17 protein-coding genes are annotated in these 24,699 nt (G+C 39.9%); all 17 read right to left on the reverse strand.

Annotation, left to right across the window (positions count from 1 at the left end; translation table 11 throughout):
• Positions 1–24: 24 nt before the first annotated feature.
• The 17 genes from IGI77_RS10525 to IGI77_RS10605 all read right to left on the reverse strand — a co-directional run bounded on the left by IGI77_RS10525 (position 25) and on the right by IGI77_RS10605 (position 24,561).
• Positions 25–3,504 (reverse strand): hypothetical protein, encoded by a 3,480-nt coding sequence (locus IGI77_RS10525; RefSeq protein ID WP_438769995.1) that lies wholly within the window; start codon positions 3,502–3,504, stop codon positions 25–27.
• Complete coding sequence (locus tag IGI77_RS10530) at positions 3,479–4,912, reverse strand: response regulator transcription factor (RefSeq protein WP_375856514.1); 1,434 nt, start codon at positions 4,910–4,912, stop codon at positions 3,479–3,481. The genes IGI77_RS10525 and IGI77_RS10530 overlap by 26 nt, the downstream gene beginning before the upstream one ends.
• Before the next feature lie 3 nt (positions 4,913–4,915).
• The gene (locus IGI77_RS10535; RefSeq protein WP_139843211.1) at positions 4,916–5,524 is read right to left on the reverse strand and encodes a DUF624 domain-containing protein; all 609 of its coding nucleotides are present in this window, start codon (positions 5,522–5,524) and stop codon (positions 4,916–4,918) included.
• A 73-nt stretch (positions 5,525–5,597) separates the two neighbouring features.
• Complete coding sequence (locus IGI77_RS10540; protein WP_269924252.1) at positions 5,598–7,280, reverse strand: extracellular solute-binding protein; 1,683 nt, start codon at positions 7,278–7,280, stop codon at positions 5,598–5,600.
• A 20-nt stretch (positions 7,281–7,300) separates the two neighbouring features.
• Positions 7,301–8,236, reverse strand: coding sequence for a carbohydrate ABC transporter permease (locus tag IGI77_RS10545; RefSeq protein WP_195961227.1), 936 nt, complete (start codon positions 8,234–8,236; stop codon positions 7,301–7,303).
• Positions 8,237–8,248: 12 nt separating this feature from the next.
• On the reverse strand, positions 8,249–9,184 hold the full coding sequence (locus IGI77_RS10550) for an ABC transporter permease (RefSeq protein WP_151195036.1): 936 nt from the start codon (positions 9,182–9,184) through the stop codon (positions 8,249–8,251).
• A gap of 128 nt (positions 9,185–9,312) precedes the next feature.
• Complete coding sequence (locus IGI77_RS10555; protein ID WP_438769996.1) at positions 9,313–10,974, reverse strand: sensor histidine kinase; 1,662 nt, start codon at positions 10,972–10,974, stop codon at positions 9,313–9,315.
• 307 nt (positions 10,975–11,281) lie between these two features.
• Positions 11,282–12,865 (reverse strand): glycoside hydrolase family 43 protein, encoded by a 1,584-nt coding sequence (locus tag IGI77_RS10560; RefSeq protein ID WP_438769997.1) that lies wholly within the window; start codon positions 12,863–12,865, stop codon positions 11,282–11,284.
• A complete protein-coding gene (locus tag IGI77_RS10565; RefSeq protein WP_438769999.1) occupies positions 12,862–13,671 on the reverse strand; it encodes a hypothetical protein in 810 nt (269 codons plus the stop codon). The genes IGI77_RS10560 and IGI77_RS10565 overlap by 4 nt, the downstream gene beginning before the upstream one ends.
• On the reverse strand, positions 13,649–15,841 hold the full coding sequence (locus tag IGI77_RS10570) for an alpha-galactosidase (protein ID WP_438770000.1): 2,193 nt from the start codon (positions 15,839–15,841) through the stop codon (positions 13,649–13,651). Before IGI77_RS10570 ends, IGI77_RS10565 begins: the two co-directional genes overlap by 23 nt.
• A 12-nt stretch (positions 15,842–15,853) precedes the next feature.
• Positions 15,854–16,984 carry a glycoside hydrolase family 88 protein gene (locus IGI77_RS10575; RefSeq protein WP_395997837.1) on the reverse strand — a complete coding sequence of 377 codons (1,131 nt, stop codon included), beginning with the start codon at positions 16,982–16,984 and terminating at the stop codon, positions 15,854–15,856.
• Positions 16,981–18,759, reverse strand: a complete 1,779-nt coding sequence (locus IGI77_RS10580; RefSeq protein ID WP_438770001.1) for a DUF2264 domain-containing protein — start codon at positions 18,757–18,759, stop codon at positions 16,981–16,983. The genes IGI77_RS10575 and IGI77_RS10580 overlap by 4 nt, the downstream gene beginning before the upstream one ends.
• Entirely contained in the window at positions 18,759–19,169 is a 411-nt protein-coding gene (locus IGI77_RS10585; protein WP_325836774.1) for a PTS sugar transporter subunit IIA, read from the reverse strand. Before IGI77_RS10585 ends, IGI77_RS10580 begins: the two co-directional genes overlap by 1 nt.
• Positions 19,170–19,371: 202 nt before the next feature.
• Positions 19,372–20,214, reverse strand: a complete 843-nt coding sequence (locus IGI77_RS10590; RefSeq protein ID WP_016621197.1) for a PTS system mannose/fructose/sorbose family transporter subunit IID — start codon at positions 20,212–20,214, stop codon at positions 19,372–19,374.
• The gene (locus IGI77_RS10595; RefSeq protein ID WP_016621198.1) at positions 20,207–21,067 is read right to left on the reverse strand and encodes a PTS mannose/fructose/sorbose/N-acetylgalactosamine transporter subunit IIC; all 861 of its coding nucleotides are present in this window, start codon (positions 21,065–21,067) and stop codon (positions 20,207–20,209) included. Before IGI77_RS10595 ends, IGI77_RS10590 begins: the two co-directional genes overlap by 8 nt.
• A 4-nt stretch (positions 21,068–21,071) precedes the next feature.
• Positions 21,072–21,560 carry a PTS system mannose/fructose/N-acetylgalactosamine-transporter subunit IIB gene (locus IGI77_RS10600; protein ID WP_016621199.1) on the reverse strand — a complete coding sequence of 163 codons (489 nt, stop codon included), beginning with the start codon at positions 21,558–21,560 and terminating at the stop codon, positions 21,072–21,074.
• A gap of 262 nt (positions 21,561–21,822) precedes the next feature.
• Positions 21,823–24,561, reverse strand: coding sequence for a sigma 54-interacting transcriptional regulator (locus IGI77_RS10605; RefSeq protein WP_438770002.1), 2,739 nt, complete (start codon positions 24,559–24,561; stop codon positions 21,823–21,825).
• Positions 24,562–24,699 lie beyond the last annotated feature (138 nt).

The raw sequence follows: 24,699 nt of genomic DNA on the forward strand, positions 1-24,699 counted from the left end.
TGCCTCTTTCCACAAAAAAGCTATTTATGTTTTTCCAGATCTAAAACGCAATTGTGCTTGTTCTAAATGCCAATCGGCTACATTCAATTCATCTTCACGTCCATCTTTTAGCCTTACAGTCAAGGTCTTTTCTGAAATCGTTGCCGACTCAACTTTGCTTTCTTGATCGTACTGCTCGAGAATCGTTGCAAACTGGGCAGTTCGTCCCTCTTTGCGAATACCAACTACTCGCCGATGATCGGATTCATCTCCTAACGGATAATCGCCACCTATCACAATCTCTAATGATGCTGCATCAACGCCGCTGAGATCGATCGTTATCGTTCCAGAAATAGCTTCTGCAATTGGCGTGGCTGGCAAAGCGGATTGGATCACTTGGGTTTCAAATTTGATAGGACCGCCAAAGTAATCTCTGTTCTCATATGGGGATTGTTTGATACCTTCTGTCACTCGTGGCAGTTGATTAATAGGAATTCTCTCCCCTGCGTGGGTCTTGATGACTCCTTCACCCCAAAACACTGCAGGCAAAGGCACGTCTTTTCCACTTCCGTATTCATTCGCAACATAGGTTGTCTTAGTTTCTAAAACGATCGTTTGGCTCTTTGCAGGAATAGCTACTTGAATTTCTTCTTTTCCAAAAATCCATGTACCCATCTTGTTTTCATGAAGAACACTCTTTTCCGTTCGAATCTGATAAACCAGTTGCTGTTGTGTTTGACTATATGCTGGCTCCATCCCCACAAAAACGGGCGCATTTTGCGGGTGGATCATGTGAATAGCCAAGTTTAGTAATCCCGGTTGATTTTGACTGGTTCGCAACGGTGTGAGCCAGCCCTTATCATTGTATTTATGCATATCGACCGAAAAAGAAAACCTTAATGGTTCTTGTGCACGGAACCAATGCACATCTGTCATAAACTGAGCGCTTGATAACGGATCATCTGAAAGTTTTTCTGTTGTCTTTTGGTACTCGATATCTTTGCCAACTAAAAAGTACCGAGCATCTTGAGGGTCATTACTAAGTAAATAATCTGCTTCTAGCTCTTTAGTAAAAATTCCCTTTAATCCACTTGCATGGTATAGACAATCAAAAGCATGGGTATCTTCTCCTTCCAGATAATCAAGTACAATGACATAGTCATCGGTCACTACAACTGCTCGTCGTTGGAGGATCTCTTCAGTAAAAGCGGATCTTTGGCTATATTCAGGTGTCTCATCAGGAATAAACACGCTTCGACCTTCTTGCCAGCATCTTTCGCGAAATGTCTCAGCGTTGCCGACTCTCCAACCACCATAAGGCGGTTGACACCATTTCGTACGAATTTCCTGAACAATGTATTGGTACTCTGTCTCGCTTACACATGCCAACGTTTTCGTTGGTGCCGGATCTTGCTGCTTGAGATCAACAACTGTCATATTATGGGTGAGCGAATTTTGAACATAAAACTTATACATAAACGTATGATAGGCATACCAAACATTTTCCGGGTTATAGAAACTTTTCCCAAAACGTCGCATCGAGTTTAACGCTAATCGATCATAGTGTCCATGAGCTCCCCCTAAAATTCCGCTCTTCAAAGTTACTTGATATTGTTGTTCGGCAGAACGCTTCGGAGCATTCGAATGCAACAAAGCAATGCCAGCAACCTCAGCGATGACAGCCTCACGATAGGGAACCTTTTTCTCATGAGGAGTATCTGACAACTGAGCGACACCAAAACAAAGATCACGGTCCTCGGGTCGAATCGTCCTAAGCAAAGAGAGATACGCGGGTTTTTGATACAAGCGGTAAGCTAAATCGTATCTTGGGTCCATTAGATGGACACCAACTGCTCGCGATTCACAGGAATCATTCATGCCAAATATCACGCCAGTTTCATCATAATAATCGATCATGCTATCGGTCAGCATTTCAATGGAACGATAATTTTTGTCAGTAGGACCCCAGACTTCTGTGGAAAGCCCGTCAATGCGATCACTTTCATCTAAACCTTTCTGATGAAGATCATAGTATGGGGCATAATTTGCTGGGACTCTTTGCAAATGCAACTGGTAACCCCATTTGTTTACAATCTGACTGATTTCTAAAAAAAGACCCATTGCTAGCAAGTTGTAACCAATGGACGCTTCATACCACCAGCCATCATTTAGGATTCCTTTACTGATATGCTCGATCACCCCACCAGGACAGTGTAAAAAGTAATCAATCTTCTCCAGATCCTGTAAAGCAGCTGCACAAGCAATGACCCCAGCTAATTCCGCTAAATTCCAATTCGATATTTTCCCCCGATGGCATTCATCCCGAATAATGGACATAAATAGTCGAAAGGCTTCCTCAATCTTTTGTTTGTCATCTTTTGTAAGCAAACCGCTATGCTTCAATCGATCATAAGTTAGCGCTGCGTGTTTAAAAAACTCACCTTCATGGACTAATTCTTGATTTCCTGCATGTGGTAAAACAAGGTATCCTTTTTCATCGTCAACCAATTCTTTCAAGAATTCAGCCGCTTTTTTTCCAAATACTTCTTCCTCACTCAGCAAATAAATCAACGCAGCATTTCCTGCTTCGTCTGATTGCCTACTCATAAAAAGATAGGGCAATTCAGGATCGATTTTCGGTACCTGCCAAAGCTTAGCCCTTTGATAAAGCTGTTGGTACTTTGCCTGCGCCCATGGTGTGCTGCCTATTTTCTCTTGGATCTCATGGATATCAGCGCTTGAAAGGGTGGTCGTGAACGTTTCTTCGTAACGACCCGTTATAAAGGTTAAGGTTTGCGTAAAACCTCTACGATCAATGAGTTGGATTTTATGCTTTTCTGAAGCCAATGGACCAAAACGGAGATCATCAAATACACTGAGGAGAACCACTTTTTCTTCAAAAGGCTTCAGTTCTAGCCCTTTGATTGGTTGATCCGATCCGCTCTCATGAAGCAGTGTCGTCAAAATCTCCCAGCCCATTTTCTGCTGCGCGATCTGAACAAATTGTGGTTTTGAGGTGGTATTCGTCAAAGTTATCTCATAATCGACTTGTTTTTTCTGCAATGCTTTTCCTTTGATTGTAGCATCCATATATACGCAGGGTGCCGCAATAATCTCTAGTTCTTTGATCGCCTCTTTTTTTACCCCCCAACATTCAATGCGGACAATAGCTTTTAAATAAATCAGCATTCCTTGATCAATTCCAAACTGGCTGAAAGGCACATATTGGGTTTGCCCCGAAAGTAGCACTACTTCAGTTTCAAAAAAACGGATCGCCTCTTCTTGTGGATTGCGATTTACACTGCATGCCAAACGAATCTTCATCCGCTTGTTTTTTTGCGCCCCCACTTCAAAGCGAAGGCCCCACCAACCTAGCGCATTGGCTGCACACGGGTGGTACTGGATAAATCCATGTTCGACCCAGTGCATTTCTCTTTTAGAATTTGAAAATAGCCAGATACACTTGTTTTTATCTGATTGTTCATTCCACGATAAAATATCATAAGTAGTTGCTTTCTTTTTCATCTTCGACTCCTTGTTTCGACCAGTGCAATTGTTTAAATCTTTTCGGTGTGACTCCGAAAAATCGTTTGAAATTTTTGGTGAAATACGATTGAGAAGAAAAACCTACTTGTTTGGCGATTTTTACGATCGGCAAATTGGTTGTCAAAAGTAGTTCCTTTGCTTTTTCCAAACGTTTTTCCGTGATATATTCACTTAACAAACGACCAGTCAACTCTTTGAACGTTGCTGCCATATAATTTGGACTCAAAAAAACTTGTTCAGCAATCGTCTGATTGGTCAGATCCCCTGCCATTTGTTGCTCAATTATGCGATCGATTTTTTCAATGATCGACAAATGCGCCTGCTGGTCAAGGTTTTGATAATTGATCAGTAATTGCTCAAATAGTTGGTGCATTTTTTCTTCAATTTGGTCAAAGGTTGTTAATGCCATGATTTCTTCTGGAAAGCGACGTTGTTCTTCTTCAGCAAGAAAGTTACTATACTCGTTAACTTTACGAAGGAGATTCATACAGGTCGTTTTCATCTCCTCAGCATCTAATCCGACAAACTGTTTTAATAACCGAAAAAAACTGGTCAATGTCTCTTGAATTTCACTTTGGCAAGACTGATGCAATGCCTCAACTAGCTTTCTTGAGGATTTATTGACTTCGTTGTTTCGCTCAAAACGAAATTGTTGCCATTTTTTTCTTTGTTGTTCAACACGCCAATACGTTAGATTTGTTCGTGACCAAAACAAGGCAATTGCCATCACCATTCGAGCTTCTTGATAGCTTTTTACTACATTACCGTCACTACGATAACTACTGTAAAACCCCTTTTGTCCAGATAAGATGATTCGCTCATACGTAAAATGAGTAAGTGTTAAAATAGAGATTCTATTGCCTTCTATTTCACCCTCGATCCCTTCACCTTCTGTAGGCATAAATCCTTCAGCATCCAAAACAGTAACGATCCCGGTATTTTTAACCAAGGGTATGATCTCCCGTTTGAAGAGAAGATCAATTGTTTGCCTTTGATGCTTGCGTTTGGTTTCTATTTGGATTTCTTGCAAGAGCTTGATCAAAGCTTCTTCTAATTCCTTCTCATCAATTGGCTTTAACAAATAGTTTTGAACGCCATGTTGAATCGCCTCTTGTGCATAAGAAAATTCGCCAAAAGCGGATAATATAATGATTTTTGTTTCTGGAGCCTGTGTTCTGATTTTCTTTGCCAATGCAAGTCCGTCCATGATGGGCATCTGAATATCTGAAAGAACGATTTCAGGAGTGGTTTCTCTAAACATTGCTAATCCTTCTGCGCCATTTTTGGCTAATCCGACGATTTCAATCCCTAGATTTTGCCAATCAATCGATTGAGCGATGCCATCACGACTGATTTTTTCATCATCAACAATCAAACAGCGATACATCCGTTACGCCTCCTTCGAAAGCTGTTTTTTCCAACGGTTGAGCAAAATCGTCGTTGTAAGATATAAAGGGAGTGAAAAACTCAGAATCGGAATGATCCCTGGTATAAGTAAACTTAATACCAAGACAGCACTGTAACTAACGATGATTTTGATTGAAGAAAACTGCCAGAATAAAGGTAGTAAAAAAGCATTTTTAAGTAGCGCTTTTGTGGATAACGAAAAATGTACTTCATTCAATGAAAAATAAGGTACGACCAGAACGAGTAAATAGAGTAAACTAAGGTACGCCGCTCTTTCTAACAGCAAAGAATTTTGAATAAATAAAACCCTACTGAACAGTAAACCTGTACAAATCAGAGACAATAGGAGCGAAAGCCAGAAGAATTTTTTGATATTCTTTAGGTAGCAATACCACGCTTCTTTTAGCCATGAAAACTCATTTTCTGAAACGAGTGCCTTACGAAAAACTGCTACAAGTGAGATCGTTGCTGGTAAAGCGCCAAAAACCCCTCCACCTAATAGGACAAAAAATAACCAACAGAGATTCATCGCTACCAAACGACTAAATAAAAGCGTCGTTTCATAGAGCCAAGCAGCCCAATTCTCTTTCACCTCTTCATCACCTCCATAATGAGGAGGATCACCCAAAGAAATAGACCTTTCTAAGAGTGATCCTCAAAATGATTTAACGTGCTGCGAACCATGCTTGAGCGATCGTTTGCTCAGATTCTACACAACGGTCGTATCCTAGATTTTTCGCTTTCTCAATCATTTCATTCTTTAAGCTATCAAATGTTTCATCATCTCGGGCATAGATCATTTGCCATGAGTATTCTTTAATGACTGCACCTACTTGATTGTAGGTCAAGTCCAGTTCATCCCCTCGCTCAACTAATGGAACATCTGCGATATCGTAAGATGCTAGCAAGCCATTTTCAAGCAAGTATTCTTTTGAATTTAGCGCACCATCGTGATCTTCTGTCCACTGTTTATCTAACTCTGTCGCACTTTCTAAAAGCGTCGTTTCCCAAACGGAGCGATTTGCTGGTTCGTTCAAAATTGGACTTACGGATTGTTGATCCACACTTGGTCCATTGACTAATTTTTTGAACGTCTCTGATAAAGCACCGCCACCTGCTTCTTCTGGTGCCTGTGCTTCCCAGCTGCCGCTGCCTAATTCTGTGAGATAGGGTTTGCCATCATCATTGATATCCCACATGATTCCTTGAGGACCGTTTTCCCAGAACAAATGTCCTTCATCAGAATATAGGAAGTCCAAAAGTTCTAATGCTTTGTCTTTGTTCTTTGCATTCTTACTAACCGCCCAGAACCAGTTGTTCCCGTAGGTCGTCGTTTTTTGATCCGCTACTAGAAGTTCATTGTTTGGTACTAGCTTGTACCCTTTGCCTTGACTGGTTAATTCGGGATTGACGGGATTAAAATTCAGCTCGCCAGTGTAGCCCCATGGCATGATCGCCGATTGTCCTTTTTCCGCCTTCTTTAAATAGTCCTCCCATGTCTGTGAAGCAGAATCGGGATCTAGCAATCCTTTTTTATGCAGATCATTCGCCCATTTCAACGCTTGCAGATACAGACTATCTTCACTCAAAATATCTTCATAACTATCATCAAGGACAGACACGTTGATGAACTCATAGCGATTTACACCATCAGTATCAGTATAACCTTGAGATTTTGCTATACTACGCAATTGGTTGACACTATTTCCATCCCATTCGCTGAACAAGGAAAGAGCATAAAATTTATCTCCATTTTCAGTTTCAGGATGTGCCTCGACCATTTGCTCTGCCAAAACCCCGTAATCCCAATACGTTTCAATTTCTGGACTGCCTAATTCTTTATAATAATCATAACGCATTGACGGCAACCAGGTCGGATTCGTTTTGGTTACTTCTGCTTCTTGGGAAACGGTGGTTGGTATGCCGTACAATCCCTCAAAAATAGTCTCAGCTCGAGCTACGGCGTCCTCAAAACGAGTAACATTCGGCAGTTTCTCCTTATACTCAGTCAAATCCTCGATAATACCAGCCGTTTTTGCTCGATTCAAATCCTTTTGAGTTGTAAAAACGATCAAATCCCCCAATTCCCCAGTAGTCAAACGCGTCTCTAATCGACTTGTCCCTCCGACACTGTTAGGAATCACATTTACATTGACGCCTAATTCATCTTGAAGATATTTCCCTACGTACCCTCTGATCTCTCCCTCATAGGTACTTGACATTGAATAAATCGATACATCCTGAGCACCTTGAGGCTCATCACTGCTTTCGTTGTTGCTACCGCACGCTGCTGTCCCCACTAACAGTCCGCCTAACATTAATGCTTTCCCAGTCTTTTTTAAATCCATTCTCTTTCCTCCTAATTTTTTTATCCTTTGACCGCTCCAATCGTTATTCCTTTAACAAAGAAACGTTGAAAGAACGGGTAAATGGCAAATATTGGTAAAACGACCATCATTGTCACCGTTAATTTGACGGACTGAGCTGTCTGCGCCGTAGCAGCAACTTGATCAATAGAGATGTTTCCCGAATTGATTTCATTCGCTAACGCTGTGGACTGTGTCAAATAACGGTAAAGCACATACTGCAAGGTATGTAAATCCTCACGCGTTACATAAATCACTGTATCCATAAAACTATTCCATTGTCCAACTGCGCTGAAGATGGCCAAAGTGGCTAAAATCGGCACCATTAGTGGCAAAGCGATTTTGAAAAACATCGTGATGATCCCAGCACCGTCCATCTCTGCCGATTCCTGCAAAGAACTTGGAATACTAGACTCGATATACGTTTTAACTAAAACAATGTTGTAAGCTGAAACCATACCCGGAATGACGTAAACGAGAAAGTTATCCAATAGGCCTAGGTAATTGAATAACATATAGACGGGAATCGTCCCCGCGCTGACATACATCGTTGAAATAATAAAACGGTAAACAAATTTGCGCCCCGTCATTTTTTGTTGGGTCATCATAAAGCCAAGAAATCCTGAACATAAGACAGTCAACGTCGTCCCAATAACGGTCCGAGCGACGCTGATGATAAATGCATTTGTGATATTTGGGATCTCCAAAATTTGTTTATAATTTTGAAAATGAATGTCTTTAGGTATAAACAAGACTTCCCCCATTGCACTCAACTGATTGTCACTGATCGTATTGATAAAAATATAGTAAAATGGGTAAGCACACAAAAACATGAAAAGAAAAAAGAATAAGATATTGAAGAAATTAAATACTCGTTCACCTATCGACAACGTATCTTTTACTGAATAGGCTTTATTTTTTTTACTAATAGCTGCCATACTGTCCTCCCCCTAGAAGATCGATTCACCGCGAACGGTTTTTGACAAACGGTTAACTGAATAGAATAAAATCAAGCTGACGACCGTTTTCAAAATACTGACAACCGTTGCTAAAGAGAAGTTCCCTTGACCGATCCCGATGTTGTACGTATAAAGATCTAGTACTTCTAGCGAACTTTTCGTCATCGCATTAGAGAAAACGAAATACTGTTCCATTCCAGTATTGATCATGTTGGCAACACTCATCATGAGTAAAACGAAAAAGGTTGGCAACAAACCCGGAATCGTGATATGAAGAACTTTTTTCAAACGATTCGCACCATCTATACTGGCAGCTTCATACAATTCTTGATCGATCCCATTGATCGCCGCTAAGTACATGATGGCGCTCCAACCGATGCCCTTCCATACCCCTAAAGCCGTCATTTTCAGCCACATATGACTGTTATCTAGCAAAAAATTGATTGGTGTATCAATAAATCCCCAGTCAACCAATAGATTATTGATGACCCCATTATCAACTGATAAAAAGGCAAAAACTAAAGAATAAACTAAAACCCAACTGACAAAATGTGGCGCAGTCGTCATGGTTTGAATGAGCCGTCTTAGTTTACTGCTTCTGATTTCGTATAATAAAATGGCAAAAAACATTGGTAACACACTAGTTGCTAACCCTAAAAAGCTCATACCTAGTGTGTTTTTCATCACGCGTATGATGATATTCACTTGTTCTCTGGAAGAGATCAACATTCGAAACCATTTGAATCCTACAAATGGCATATCTGCCAAAGAAGCACCAGGTGAATAATCAATAAAAGCTAAATACCAGCCCAACATCGGCAAATACCCAAAAACTAGAACAACTAACAAAAAGGGCAACACCCAGTACAATAGCTTATTTCCAGTGGAAAATAAGCTCTTCTTTCTTTTAATGGTTGCTGTACTCATTTAAAAACCTCCTTCTAAAGCTCCTTAGTAAACGCTTTCTTATATAGAATTATACGATTTGAGAAGGATTGAAAACTGGTAATATTCACCGAAAATGGTAATATCTACCACAATAAAACAGTTTGATCCTAAAGCACGCTTTTATTCAACTCAATTTGAAACACACTTCCTTCCCCTTGTTTTGAAAAGAATTCTACCCTCACCTGATCCCCATAAGAAGATTTCAAGATATTGATGATGGATTGCAAGGAAAAGCCTCCCTTTTTTAGCTCTAATTGTTCCCCGCTGCGAATTTTCTCTACTATCTCTGGCGAGGCACCCGCGCCATTATCTGCGACTAGAAGGATTAATGTTTCCTCATTTTCAGCAACAGTAACTTTGATTTTCCCTTGACCTTTTACATAGATACCATGCTGAAAAGCATTCTCTGCTAAGGGTTGTAAAATTCGATGAAGAATTTGAATTGACTCTACATCGATTTCAGGATCAACAGCAATCTCATAGTCAAGTTGATCTGCAAAGCGTAATCGTTGAATGGATAAGTAATGTTTCACTAAATCTAATTCTTCTTTTAAAGAAACGAAGTTTTTTCCTTTCGCCAAAATGAGTCGATAATACTGAGCGAGATCGTTCGTTATTTGAACGACTTGCTCTGTCTCACCTGCTTTTGCACACCAAGAAATGATTGCTAACGTATTGTATAAAAAATGGGGTTGAATCTGTGCTTGAAATTTACTCAACTGCGCCTTTCTTTTCAAGGCTTCATCTGATTTGATCTTAAGCAGAAGGTTTTCTAAATCTTCAATCATTTTATTAAAGGTTGCTTCTAGTTGACCAACTTCATCATTACTCGAAATGGCGATTTTGTGCGGTAATTGCTGACCATTCGTCAATTTCATTTTTTCGCATAACCTTAGAATCGGAGAAACGAGCCATTTATAGAAGATATTCGTAAAAACGATCATCATACTGAGCAAAAAAATAATCAAAATGAAATTGCTATTCAGAAAATCCTTTAACGACACACGAAAATTTTCTTTCGCATAAAAAGTCAGCAACTGCCACTGATTTTTTAATGGAACTTCCTGAATCAAGTAATTTTCCTTATCTTGGTGATCAGCAAACAGCAATGGATCATAGATCACTGCTCCGGTAGCATCTAAAATAGAGAACCCACTTTGATTGTCGAGATTTTCATTCACCGATTGGAAAAGAAAAAGAGGATTGACATACAGATTGATCCAGCCCTTTTTCCGCTGATTCGATTCAAAAGGATTGATTGGAAAATGATAATATAATTGCTGATCTTGATCCAAATACCAACCGAAGGTCAAGGGATCTTCCTGATACAGCTGATGATCAGTGACCATGCTTTTAGATGAAACAGTATATTGAAGGTCGTACAGCTGTATCTGTATACTTGCCAGTGTCGGGGTGGTAGAAAGAAGTTTGCGTATAAGAGGAATGACGGTCGTCTGAAAATCAAAGGAAGGCTGATCGTTGATCGTCCTTTCGGAAACATATCTTTGTAAAAAATTGACAAACTCATTGTCTGAAACCAGCTCGATGCCTAACTCTTCGATCGATTCAATTCCTACATTAAAATTCGTCTGATTTTTTTCACTGGCATTCTTTAATAAAAGTTCTCCTTGGTCCAACAGTACTCGCTGCGATTGAAGATAAAGATAAGTAGATAATATGAGAAAAAAGGTGAGAAACAAGCTACTTAAACTAACGATCATTTTTTTGAGCAAAGACTGCTGTCGGATTAATTCAAAAAGTTTATTCATTTGTAATCTCCTCTCCGACAAAAAGTAGGCGCTTACATAATTGTTATCGCCATTTGACTACTCTGTTCCTGCGTGATTCTGAGTTCATGATACTCGATCATTATTCATACGATCTTCTTTTGCTCCTCAAGGCTTTTCATTCTTTGAAAAAAGGCACAGACTATGGGCAATCTGGCGCTGCTCATTCATTCTGTGCCCGTCTTTCTTTTATTTTGTCTTTCATGCTATCTCGTTCTATCCTTGAACAAAACGAGCGAACAATGAATGAATCGCTTAAGCAAAACCCGCTGATTTACTTTACGCCCTCTCACGAATGGCTTTCCGTGTAAGTAAAGAAATCAAAATCTGCGTAGGATCGATGATTATCCATGTCTTGTGCACAGATACCTACCATTGCGCCGGTAAAAGCTAGTTTCCCGTTTTCTTTGATAAAATCACTACTTAATTGGGCAGCTGAGACCGGATCACCAATCATTTGCCATGGTTCATCCCCGACAGCATATGAAAACTGTGCCCATTCATGATCCACTTCCACTGCTAAATGAATGGCAAGATTCGGTTGGATAACTAATCGTTCTGAAGCATATTGAAACTGATTGATCGCATCTGTTTCTAATTGGATATATTTTTCTTTGGTTTCCTCATCGTAGGAAACATGCAGGTAATGCCAATTATCTGTATCAAAAAATAAGGTCAAACCTGCTAATTGTTGAAACGACTGTGGTTCAAATTCCATTTTGGTTTCTACGCGAAAGGCAAAATGCTGCCAACGTCTGGCAATCAACGTCTGACGATGCAAACTCGTTATACTTTGTTGACCGTAAAGACGTAAATACCCTTTTCTTTCTGAAAGTGAGCACTGGCTGCCAATTGGCTGTCGAAGACTTTTAAAGTAACTTGGCAAAGTCGGCTCATCAAAATCTGTCCGAGAACTATGGTCTTTTTTTTGAATGACTTCTTTTGCAATACTTGGTTCATCAATCAAACGTTCTGGCGCAGAGGTACCAGTAGCTAAACGAGGCCAGCCATCGATCCACTCTATTTTTTGAAGGGCGGTTTCCCGACCTAATGGACAATAGCCACGCTCCGTCAATGGGCGTGCACAAATGTGAACGATATACCATTCATCAGCCGCTACTTGAACAAAAGAAGCATGACCACTTTTTTGTAACGGATTTTTTGGATCATTTTTAGTTGTTAAAAAAGGATGATACGGTGAAAGCTCATATGGACCCATCACCTGTTTTGCTCGACATACTGTCGCAGCGTGACTATAATCGGTTCCACCAGCAGCTGCTAGTAAATAATACCAACCATCTTTTTTTAGGATCTGTGGCCCCTCACAGACCCCCAGATCCGTTCCTTCAAAGAATTTTTTTCTTTCCCCCACCAAAGATTTTGTAGCTAAATCGAATTCCTGCATCACAAGACCAGCAAACCGTTTCTTTTCCAAACGATGGTCAAAAAGCATACTCATTAGATAATGTTTTCCATCATCATCATGAAAAAATGCCGGATCAAATCCACTGGCAGTGACAAAGACAGGTTCACTCCAAGGTCCAGTAATTTCTTTTGCCGACAGCACATAATTCAGTGTGTCTTTGAATGCCGTTCCTGTTTTCACATCAGTGATCAACAACCAAAATTGCCCTTCGGAGTAGCTTAAGTGTGGCGCCCAAATACTACCGGAATTTAGATTGCCCACTAAGCTAACAGTGGTCTCGTCTTGTAACGGCTGAGCAACTAGCGTCCAATTTACTAAATCAGATGAATGATAGATTTCAACACCGGGCATCCATTCAAACGTTGAGGTTGCTAGATAATAATCAGATCCGACTTTGACTACACTGGCGTCAGGATTAAATCCTCTAAGAATTGGATTTTCTATCATTTGCTTTCCTCCTGGTGACATTCAGTGCCATAAATTTCAATTTGTGTTAGCGCTGGAAAAGGTGATTCATCATGGTGCTTAATCAATTCCTTTAACAAAATTGAGGAAGTACGGATTTTGGTAAAGCTGAAATATTGGCGATCGAGTTGATTCGTTGGTTTCAGGATTTCTTGTTGTCCGTTGGAAAATTCGAGTGTCACTTGCGTCCAGTAACTATCATGAGGATAGTCTCCTCTAAGAACCAAAGCGATTTTGTCGATCTCAACGTTGCGACCAAAATCGATCGTCAATTGCGCATCCGCTTGTTGATTGATACCCCATGATTGATATGGAAAAGACCCGTGGTTCTCGTTGGCGATCATGCCATCGATCGCATTTCTTGCAAAAAATGTCGAATCATTTCTAGTTTCAACATTGGCATAAGCATGAGGATAGGCGCCACTATGATTCTTTTGATCATGGGCATTCACTGCCAAATTTCGATAGGCGTTGATTTCGTATTCTTTTGCTAACCAGGTGTGTAGATAATGGCGTTTTCCTGAAAATAATTTAGGCGAATACGCTCGCCGTAGCGTGTCTTCTGTAATGATTGGAAAAATCCATTCACTTTCTTTCAAATAAACCAGACTTGGTGCAAGTGCCTCATCCACTTGCAGCCAGACGAATAGTGGCGCTTTCGTCGTCGTAAGCATAATTTTCTCACCGGCTTGATAAGTCCGATCTTTAAATGCAAGATAAACTTCTTCTGAGTGGGTATGTTCCTCGATCGTGTGCCCCTCATGATCAATTAGTTTTAGTGTCAGCATATTGTGTCTCCTTTATCGGCATAATTTTCCATCTTGTTGCAAAAAAATCTTCCGACGGTTTGGGAATCATTAGTCCGATTTCCATCAACTCAGCGCCGGATCGTACCGTGTCATTGACTTGATATAGTTGGTCATTCTTTAAGGATTTCAGCTTTAAGCGCTTTGGAACTGTGTTTGGTTTATTTAAAATATTGATATGAGTAACGATCACTTCACTCGTCATTAAGTTCTGTTTTTGCCATGCGTATTCATTTTGTGAATCATAGACAGCGAGTCTCGTCTGTTGACCAAATTGGAGTGTTTGCCTTTCTAGCTTGTACTGCTTGATCTGCTGTGCCAAACAATCTTTTTCTGCTTCAGATAATGCTAAAAGATTCAATTCATACCCAAAATTGCCTTGTTGAGCCACAAGTGCTCGTGTGTGAAGGGAGGTCACTCTGCCTACTTGGTGATTCGGCGATGCTGTGACATGGCAGCCCATCGTGCTGGGCGGATAAAGCAGTGAGGTCCCTTTTTGGATTTCTAATCTTGCGATGGCATCAGAGTCATCACTTGTCCAGATTTGAGGCGTGTAATATAGCATGCCCGGATCAAAACGACCGCCACCTCCAGCACAGCTTTCTATCAAAACATTAGGAAATCGCTTAGTGATCGTTTCTAAGACATGATATAAGCCTAAAATATAGCGATGAGAAAATTCTTGCTGATGTTCTTTTTTCAATCCACTAGAAAAGCTGTCAGTGATATTGCGATTCATATCCCATTTCAAATAATTGATCTCATGGGTATCTAACAACCAGGTTATCTGTTCAATCAAATATTTTTGGACTTCATTTAAAGACAAGTCTAAAACATACTGATATCGGACTTGCTGTGGTCGACGATTTGGTACACGTACGATCCATTCGGGATGCTGCTGGTAGAGAAGGCTTTTTTTCGATACCATCTCTGGTTCGATCCATAAACCGAAATCGAGTCCTAGCTCTTTGATTGCCGTAATCAGTTGTTGCAAACTGCCCCCCAATTTTTCTTGATTTGGTGTCCAGTCACCTAACGACGTTCGTTCATTTTCTCGCTTGCCAAACCAACCATCATCTAAAACAAAGCATTCGATACCGATTTTAGCGCCCTCATTAGCTAATCGCAAAATGCGTTCTTGATCAAAGTCAAAATAGGTTGCCTCCCAATTATTCAATAAAATCGGACGCTCTTTGTTTTTAAAAGCACGAGGTACGACACAGTCCTCATAAAAAGCATGAAATTTCTGACTCATTTGATTCAAACCATCTGCATACAAGAAAATCGCTTCTGGCGTATCAAATGATTCACTCGGAGCTAATGTCCAACTAAAGTCGAAAGGATTGATCCCGATTTGCATCCGGGTGTTTTGATGCATGTCGACCTCGGCGCTTGCAACAAAATTCCCACTGTACATTAATTGACAAGCGATGACCGCACCAGCTGCTTCTGTGGTATCTGGGGAAACTAACGCTATAAAAGGATTTTGTCCATGACCACTCGCCCCACGTTTACTATCGATTCCCTGCAGCCCCTGAACAAGTTTGCGTCTTGAAAGATGCATTTCTCTACCCCAAGCCCCTGATAAAAGTAATAACTCAAAATCATCCGTTAAAAAGTCAAGATTGAGAGACATCGCTTTGGTCAATACGACCTCCTGATCTGAAGGATTACTAAAGGTGACCGATTGTGTAAAGACATCTTGCTCCTGAAACGCAGTGATCTTTAGGTGGAGACTCACTCCTGTATAACGATCGCTTAATTCAATAATTAGATAATCAAGCCTTTCAGTATTTGCGTAAGGCAATCCATTCAGTGGCTGTTTGATTTTACTAAATGAATGATCAACGTATCTAAAATCCGAAAGACGGCTGCCGTCAGCGTAAATCTCTTGATGAGCTGGACTTCTTAGATCAGAATTGCCAAATGCAGGATAGCCTACAGGTAGCTGTTCCAGCTTAAAGTTTTCAATACTGTCGGTATCAGCCAAATAGCTTGCCCTTGGAATCTCCGTGATCACATAGGATAGATCACTTTTGGGTAGTTTTTTTCCAAAATAAGCCAAAGTTAGATAGCCATTCTCTGTGACTATAAAGCTAAGTTGGCTGTGCTTTGTTGTAAGCGTGATCGTTTCTTTGCCTGAACAGTTCATTGGTCGCTCCTTTTACCAAATCAAAAAATCTTTATCTAGCAAGCGTAAAATCGCTTCGACAAAATAATAATCACTGTAAATGATCGGCACTTCTGTCCACGGTTCATCGTGATAGCTGCCTGTTGCGCAATCAATCAAACCGTCTTTTTCCTCATCCCAAATCGCATAGTTGGCCTCTGTCGCTTTTAAAATATTGATCGCCGCATCTGTGTAAAGATCTTTTTCTAAATCGTCTACGTGTTTTGCGATTTCCAATAGGCCACAGGCAGCACATAATCCAGCAGAAGTATCGATCATCACGGGATTTTTAGGTGAACGAAAATCAACAACTGGTACCCAGTCTGTTTTCGAGACTTCCGCAATAAAATAGTGAGCAACTTTTTTGGCTGTTTCTAAATATTCCTTTTTCCCCGTATGCAGATAACTTAATGCAAATCCATAGATTGCCCACGATTGGCCACGAGACCAAGCAGAACCTGAGGCATAGCCTTGTCCGGCTGGTGTTTCAACTAGTTCACCGTTTGTTGGATCAAATACACCGATATGATTGACTGAACCATCTGGTCGAACGATGTGATTCATTACTTTGTCGGCATGGTCTTCTGCCATATAACGAAAACGTGGATCACCGATTGCTTCTTCTGCCCAATACAACAAGGGAATATTTAGCATCGAATCAATAATGACCCAACCGGAACGATCGCGATTCCAAGAGCGAATAAAACCTCCTCTTGGATTGTAGCGACCCGCTAATAGATGTGCAGCATGTAGTCCTCTTGCTTTTGAACGCTCATTTTCCGTCAAACGGTAATTAGCGACCGCTGTATGCAGCCACATAAACCCAACATCATGATGCAGTCCGGTGTATTGATCGAAAGCTTTATCCAACCGAACTTCATTTATTTCTGCTGTTTCTTTATAGGCTGTTTTCCCAGTTGCGTGATACATCTGCCACAACATCCCAGCCCAGAACCCATTGGTCCACCACACGGGATCTGTTACACCTTTATCTTCTTCATATAAACCTGTCATCTCATTAGGAATGTACGGAATTTTTTCCCCCACCCGTACTACTTGTACTTCTAATTTGTGGTCGATTTTTTCAAAAATTTTTAGCGCCCATTGTTTGATTTCATCATTCATTTCGCAAATCGCTCCTTTTTAATTGTTAAATCAACGTTTCCCCTAAGTTGAAACGCATTATTCGTTTCATGAAAAGTCACTTTTGGAAGCAGCTGCTTGTTTTTTTGACCAATGATATGCGCAGCCAAAACAGTCCGCCCAGCTTCGATCATAGTCGTTAACGTCGGAACTGCATTTTTTTCACTAGAATAAATATTGGTATTAGGTCCTTGAGGAATCACTCTGGCAGTTCGCACATCACCAAGATTACGAATGATCGATTCCCCTTGTTCGTTTTCAATAGCGCAAGAATTCTCCTGAATGATCGCCTGATTGTATTTGCGGTTCCAATTTGCCAAAGGAAAACCACCTTCAACCACTTCCAACGGTTGGTTTGTAAGAATCTCATGGATGCGGATATGATTGGCAGCATCGATTGGAACCAAATACGTCGTGATCGAAACCTCTTGCCAGACATGCCAAAAACTAACCCCATAGGAATCATACATCTTTGTTTTTTCAATTTTCCCACGGGTCATATACTGCTCATGACCGGGTATTGAAACTGCTAACGTCGAATCGATTGCAAATTGCTCGATTCCTTGGATATCCCGAGTGACATTAAAGCCAAAATAGCTTGAATAAGCAAACTTGCTATACTTTTCAAAATGATGGTACAAAAGTGGATTATTGCTACATTGCAAACTACTTAACGCGGTTGTCTGATGTAAGTCGTGATTGATATGAAATCCAGCATGTGCTTGAACAGTTTTATCTCTTCGTTGGATGTTCATGGCGCTGATCGCCTGCCAAAACTCATGCTTTTCAGGAAGTGCGAGCACAACAAAGGTTTTAAATGCCCACATAGGTGACCCGGGGGCATTGTAATCTTCCGATAATAATTGCTGATTGTATCCATATCCGATCGAGAGGTTTTGTTCCTTAGGTAAAACGATAGGTCTTTTTTGCCAATCAGAAATATTTTTTTCCATTAGTCCTTTTATTTCGGACACAGACAAACTCGTTTCTCGATAGGCCTCTGTAAGCAAAAGCGCACTCCAAAACGAACAATGTGCAAAACGATAGGTCAAACTACGACCAAAAGGAATCGATCGCCCCTCTGCGTCAAACCAGTGTTTAAACGATTCTGCAAAAATGATGGCTCGCTTTTTGTAGCGCGTTTTGATCTCTTCAGGAAAGCAATAATCGATCAGTAACCCATAAAAGTGAAAAGCAAAAGCAACATAATAATCTCTTTGGCGATTGACCCCATCTGAGTACCATCCTTCACCTAAATAACATTCTTCAATTATTGCCACTGCTTCGTCTATTTTCTCTTGAGAATAAGGACTATTATTTTTCTTCAAACCAAGATTGACCAATAGCAAAAAGAAAAACCAATTGCCCTTGGGCAGATCAATCTCGTTGATTTGATATAACCATGCGAGGAGTTCTTTTTTACCTTTGTTCGAAAATAGTTGAAAGAAGGAGGATGGATAACGACCCAATATAAAACCTAATACACCTAATTCCACTGCAATCTGGCGATTTTCTGTTGAGAGTTTAGGTAAATTTCCTTCTTCGACACAATCAATAAAATCTTGGACAGTGTCGAATGTCTTGAGCTTCTGGGGTTGGTCACCATACGCTGGGAAAATCCCCCAAAAACTCCTCATTATTGCTTCAAACGATCGAATTTCTTTGGTATAGCTGCTACCGCTTTGTGCCAGATATGAGCGATCGTTGGGCAACATCCTTTCCATCCACATCTGCAAGTCTTTTTGAGAAATCATCATTAAAAGAAATCCTCGAATGATTCTTTGATAGAAGGACGTAAATTTTGAACAGTCATCCCCTTGCGTACCTCTTCAATAATTGCTGCGATCTGCTGTTCTGATGTGCTTTGACTAACTATAATTTCCATAGCAAGAGGGAGATTCATACCGGTAACTAATACGACATTCGGTTGCTGGGTCAAACGCATGGCCGAGTTACAAACACTGCCACCAGCAATATCACCTAGAATAACAACTTGTGTTTCCTCATCGATCAGCGCTTCGATTTGATTGGTGATCAAATCTGGATGGCCTCCTGGCATCAGTCCAAAGGCATATAAATTTTTCTGAGTGCCGATAATCATTTCTAATGCTTTTTTCAAGCCATTGGCTAATTCGTTATGTGAGATCAAAAAATATTTTTTCTTCACTTTGTTCACTCCTTGTTCGATTTTGCTATTCGCTTAGTTATAAGCAATATGTATGCCAACTTTCTGTCGAAAGTGGCGAACTGTTTGTTTTTCCTTTTCGAAAATGATGCCTGCAACTGTCTCGAACGAGGACCAAACGTATTTATGTCGATCAAAAGCTAAGAGAACTTCTCTGAATCAACCAGAAAAGTTCTCTATCAACTTATCCTGCAATACCTAGAATCGTCAAAACGACTGATGCTAAAAACATCACGACTAATGCTAAAACAGGACGATTGTGTTTACGCAAGTAGGCAAAGCAACCCATAGTGATCGCTAACGGTAATAAACCTGGCATGATCGAGTCAAACACATTTTGCAGGTTGAAGGTCGTTCCTGACAATTCTGCAACAAAAGTTGTTCTAAACGTTACAAATTGAGCCGTCATTGCTCCCGTCATGATCAATCCTAACACTGCGGAACCTTTTGTAATTGCCGCAAAGGTACCTGATTTGAGTGCCTCTGAGATGAACTGACCGCCTGCTTTATAGCCTAACACCGTTGTAAACCAACGAATCAGCATGTTTGGTACATTTACGACTAATAAGAACAAGATCGGTCCTAAAATGTTTCCTTGTTCACTGAGCCCTAATGCGATCCCGGTTGCAATGACTCGCAAAACAGAAAGATAAATCGCATCACCGATTCCAGCTAATGGACCCATCAAAGAAGTTTTTAATGCAGAGATCGAAGTAGCATCAAAAAACTCTCCTTTGTCTTTCATTGCCTTATTCTCTTCTTCCATCGATAACCCTAAAGCAGAGATAAAGCCATTCATTGCAGGTGCGGTGTTATAGAAATCCAAATTACGATTCATTGCTTCATAAAACTCATCGGTATCTTTTCCATATACTTTTTGTAAAAAAGGTGCCATTAACCACCCATAGGTAATTCCTTGTTGCTTTGTATAACTTGTACAAAACATTAAATATTGGTTTCTCCAGAACATTTTCGAAACGATTTTTCGTTCTTCTTTGTTTAATTTAAGCATATCATTTTTAGTCATTGAAAAAGTCATCTCCTTCGTCTTCACTTGCGGTCGATACAGTTGGACCACTGCTGACAGCTGGATTCTTCGCTGCTCTCAACTCTGCCATCACAACTAATGCTGCAACGATAAATCCGATAAATGCAATCTGTACTAAAGACAAGATACTACTTGATTGGGTTGTGATCACACCATCTTTGACTTCGGTCGCACGTTGATAGAAAAAGAATGCACCTAAAGCAAATCCTAAAAAGTAATAGGGAGCCAAAGATTTTTGCCATAGCATTTTTAGTAGTAGAGCAAGTCCAATTGCTGGTAGCATGGTTGAAGCGACGGTCATAGAACTTTGAACCCACTCGGGTAACCAATCAACAAACGTTTTTACTGCATCGGCACCTAAAAGGATAACGACAAAACCTAATAAGAAATAGCACAGTTCAAATCCCCAAAACTGAATATGCCATAACCGGCTGAATGCTCGATAATTGTGATCCTTGATATGTTTTTCAAATCGAGGAACTAATGAAGTGACAACCATCTTCATAACGGAATATAGCAAGGTACCTAACATGGAGATCGGTACAGCTAGTGCGATCGCTACATTTAAATCCGAACCAACGATCATGGCAAATGCAGCACCAAAAATGGATCCTAAAGTAATATCCGAAGGCATAACGCCTCCTAAACTAACATTTCCTAAGAAAATCAATTCCAGCTGAGCACCCATAATAATTCCTTCAGTCGGATGACCGAGAAGCATTCCTAATAAGGCAACGATAAAAATAGGTCTAGCTAGCTGAGTGGACCCCCACCAATCCAAAAATTTTGCTAAAGCGACGACAAATCCAACGATTAACGCATTGACTAACATAAGTTTAACCTCCTATTAATGATTTCAAAGATTGTGGGGTATCATCTGGTAACGGTTGATAGCTAAAATCATACCCAGCATCAAAGATCTCTTTCAGTGTTTCTTTGTCTTCTTCTGATAAATAGACAGTCTCTGTGATTTTTTCTTTGTCTGACAGACTACCGCCGATCCGTCCATAATTTGCCATATTCAACATTGGTTTCTCTTTAAGTTTTGGCACAAGACCAGCGACATATTTCGGTTCATTTGTAACAACTAAGATTTTTAATTGTTCCGAGCGTGGATCATTCAAAATAGCAATCGCTTTTTCTAATGAGAGCACTGCAACTTTCACCCCTGAAGGCCCTGCCATTTTTAACGCACTTACTTGAATTTCGTTTTGTGCGATACTATCACTAACGACGACGATGCGACTAATCCCCAACTCCTTCGACCATTTCACAGCTACTTGACCATGCACAAGACGGTCATCGATTCTTATCATTGAGATCATATTGTTTCCTCCATTTTTTGTTTTGTCGTATTACTAATAAGCAATTTCTGTGCCAAGTTTCTGGCGATAACAAATATTTCGCTCATCTTCTCACAAGAATAAATAAAAACGCTATCATAAAAGGCTTTCTATTTACTGATATAAAAAATTGTTCCTAGTTTAAAAACAAAAAAAAATCCATTCTTTCCAGCCAAAAAAGTGAAAACGAAACACTTGATCATCTGTCGGAATGGATTGTTTTAGTGTCGAAGAAGGATTTTTATCAGTCGAAAATAATCTCACAGAGATAATTTAGCTCGTATTCGCTGATTTTGATATTGTAAGCCACCTCTAAGCCCTCTAATGCTTTGGCGATAGTTGCTTTTTCTTCCATAAACTTGCTCGGATCTCCTTGGTAAATTGGGACTTCTTGATTTCGGATCAGACGTTCTACTAAGCTTGCGATATGTACGTATAATATCGCTTTTTTACTGTTGGATAATTGAAGCTGTAAGTACCGCTCCAAACTAACAAATCCTTGGTCAATATAGGAAATGACTTTATTGACATCTAAGATCGTCACCGCCGAAAGCAGCCGTTCGATCGATAGATTTCGCACAAGATTGTCATTGATCGCTTTACGAATGGCCGGATCTTTGACAAGAACAAAAATATCATCAATGATTTCTTGTCCTTTACCAGAAATCAAGTCTTCTAAAGCGATGTATGGGACACCATCAATTTCTGGATCAGCTGTTCCCACGATTCCTTGCACATCATATTGTTGAAATAGACCATTCTTCTTTCCATACTTTTTCAAGTAATGGTAATCTACCGCTTCGATCTCAAACTTCGTTTCTTCAGGGATACTCGCTTTCAAAAATGATTGCAGCTGCTGTGCTGTTCCAAGACCAGTCTGACAAACAGTGATCAGCAGTGGCTGCTTTTGCTTTCTCGGATAAGTAACTTTGTATTCGATCGAGAGACCTTCCTTGATTTTATCGCCAATAATCTTAAGGTCGTAATTATTTTGCATCATTTCACCCACGAATAATGCTTGCTGTGTCGTGACGTTATTGATAATCAATAATGGCCCATCTAACAATGGTTCTAACGTATCTGCTAAGAACATAAGTGAACCCATGTCCGCTAAAACGATCAATCCTTTTGAGCAATCATTGGCTTTTATATAATGCGTCATAAATTCTTTGACTTTATCCACGCTGACATTAAAAGGCATATCAAAGGCATCAAAAATGTGTTCCTTCATAAAACGATTCACGACATCAGCGATACTGCTAGCAGTGGAAAATCCGTGGGCCAAAATGACGCCTCGGATCGCGTCTTGTTGGCTTTCTAAACCTAATCCTTTGAAGTAAAAAGCCAGTAAGATTTTTTCCATTCTCATCAAAGTAACATCAAGCTTTGTCTCTACTAATTCCAATAAAGAATTGAGGAGCTTTGATTCCATCAATAAATGCACATTCATAAACGATTCGATCGAATCAATGGTCTTTTCGTCAATTTTGGGAATATTGAAAATAAAATTATTCCGTTTATACAAATAACTTGTCAGGGCGATAATCGAGTTGCCACGAATTTTGATAAAAAAACTAGCTTCTAAGAAATTTACTAGTTCCTTGACTGTATTACGCAATAACTTCAAGGTTGGTTTTTCTTCTGCATCCTCGTAAACCAACATCTCCACGACTGTGCTGGCTTCTCTAGAAAGCTGTTTGACTAAATAATCTTCAGTGATTCCACCGCTTTCATATTGCTGAAACAATTTCTCAAAAACTTTAAAGATTGCATGAATGATCGTACTATCCGCTGTTTCTAGGTGCATGAAATCACCGGCTTGGCTTTGGGGTGTGATGCGGATATCTTTGTTTTCTAGATTATCGATTTCTTTCAAAGAAAGAAATCGAGACAACAAACTATTTTCGATTGACTCGGAATTGATCAAAACATAGGGGTGATTTTTTTGACGACTATACGCATTTGCACAGATGATCTTGATCAAGTTTTTCAATTCACCGACATTGTCGCGATAAATTAAATACAACAACCGATTCAAGACCCATGACGTAATGACGATTTCTTTTGCAAATTTTTGACTTTCATGAATCAAAAACGTATAGATATATTCAGAAATTTCTTTTTTTGTCCGTTGTTGCAACGACGGGATCTGAACCGTGATGGGCACGCGTCGGATAAATGTTCTTAAAAAATTTTGCTGAATATCTTCCGTAGTTGCAAAAATCAAACGGACCTGCGCTTTTCTGGTTTTATTACTTTCACCTATTCTCGAAAAGGTTTGATTATCCATAAAGGTAAATAATTTCTCTTGGCTTTCTGCTGGTAAACGATGGCATTCATCTAAAAATAAGATTCCCCCGTCAGCAGCTTCCAAAAGGCCTACTTGTTCTTCGTTTGCTCCAGTGAATGCACCTTTTTTATAGCCAAATAAGATACTACTCAATAACTCTTGATTATGATAGTACTGCGCACAATTTAATTCTAAAAAGGGGGCAGTTTCTCCAATGAGCTTTTTTTCAACGCAAAATTCATGCATCTTTTTTGCGAGTAAACTCTTACCAACACCGGTTTCTCCATGAAGCATGATTGGCAGTCCTGTGTCGGGATAAAATGAGGCAGCTTTGATTTGATCGATCACTCGCTGCAAACTTGAACGATTTCCGATCAATGTCGAAAAAACATCATTTCCCTGCTCTTGATTTTTTGTTTCATTTAGAAGCTCTTCATAGGTATCGTAGACGGTCTGTTTTGGCGTAAAAAAGCGTTCAGAAAAAACTGTTTTGTCATAAAAGATTGCCGGTCTACTACGAATCTTAAGGACCCGTTCTTCTTTTACTAATTCGTTCAAGTATTGGCTCGTGGTATTTCTTTGAATACCGACTTTTTCGGAAATCCCTTCTGTCGTTAAGGTCTCACTTGGTGCAATTTTTTCAACTTGATTCGTATGCTCCTTCAAAACAGTCAAAACTCTTTCTTTTGACATCTTTTCCCCTCTATTCAAAACTTTTTACAAAAGTCTTTATTCTTCTTTGCTACGTGTTCTATTATCTTCTTGTAGCCCTTACAGTCTACAACAAAGGAGACAGCAATTCAAAAAGAATTCTGCCTCCTTACGATTGTT

Origin of the sequence: Enterococcus sp. DIV0213h (assembly GCF_051711285.1) — a bacterium.
Classification (GTDB): domain Bacteria; phylum Bacillota; class Bacilli; order Lactobacillales; family Enterococcaceae; genus Enterococcus_D; species Enterococcus_D casseliflavus.

What these genes read in the sequence shown, in the direction of transcription:
- IGI77_RS10565 (WP_438769999.1), bottom strand. Translation starts at nt 13,671, where the DNA reads ATGCTGACACTAAAACTAATTGATCATGAGGGGCACACGATCGAGGAA.
- IGI77_RS10550 (WP_151195036.1), bottom strand. Translation starts at nt 9,184, where the DNA reads ATGAGTACAGCAACCATTAAAAGAAAGAAGAGCTTATTTTCCACTGGA.
- IGI77_RS10595 (WP_016621198.1), bottom strand. Translation starts at nt 21,067, where the DNA reads ATGTTAGTCAATGCGTTAATCGTTGGATTTGTCGTCGCTTTAGCAAAA.
- IGI77_RS10600 (WP_016621199.1), bottom strand. Translation starts at nt 21,560, where the DNA reads ATGATCTCAATGATAAGAATCGATGACCGTCTTGTGCATGGTCAAGTA.
- IGI77_RS10570 (WP_438770000.1), bottom strand. Translation starts at nt 15,841, where the DNA reads ATGAACTGTTCAGGCAAAGAAACGATCACGCTTACAACAAAGCACAGC.
- IGI77_RS10575 (WP_395997837.1), bottom strand. Translation starts at nt 16,984, where the DNA reads ATGAATGATGAAATCAAACAATGGGCGCTAAAAATTTTTGAAAAAATC.
- IGI77_RS10580 (WP_438770001.1), bottom strand. Translation starts at nt 18,759, where the DNA reads ATGATGATTTCTCAAAAAGACTTGCAGATGTGGATGGAAAGGATGTTG.
- IGI77_RS10605 (WP_438770002.1), bottom strand. Translation starts at nt 24,561, where the DNA reads ATGTCAAAAGAAAGAGTTTTGACTGTTTTGAAGGAGCATACGAATCAA.
- IGI77_RS10525 (WP_438769995.1), bottom strand. Translation starts at nt 3,504, where the DNA reads ATGAAAAAGAAAGCAACTACTTATGATATTTTATCGTGGAATGAACAA.
- IGI77_RS10540 (WP_269924252.1), bottom strand. Translation starts at nt 7,280, where the DNA reads ATGGATTTAAAAAAGACTGGGAAAGCATTAATGTTAGGCGGACTGTTA.
- IGI77_RS10555 (WP_438769996.1), bottom strand. Translation starts at nt 10,974, where the DNA reads ATGAATAAACTTTTTGAATTAATCCGACAGCAGTCTTTGCTCAAAAAA.
- IGI77_RS10590 (WP_016621197.1), bottom strand. Translation starts at nt 20,214, where the DNA reads ATGACTAAAAATGATATGCTTAAATTAAACAAAGAAGAACGAAAAATC.
- IGI77_RS10530 (WP_375856514.1), bottom strand. Translation starts at nt 4,912, where the DNA reads ATGTATCGCTGTTTGATTGTTGATGATGAAAAAATCAGTCGTGATGGC.
- IGI77_RS10560 (WP_438769997.1), bottom strand. Translation starts at nt 12,865, where the DNA reads ATGATAGAAAATCCAATTCTTAGAGGATTTAATCCTGACGCCAGTGTA.
- IGI77_RS10545 (WP_195961227.1), bottom strand. Translation starts at nt 8,236, where the DNA reads ATGGCAGCTATTAGTAAAAAAAATAAAGCCTATTCAGTAAAAGATACG.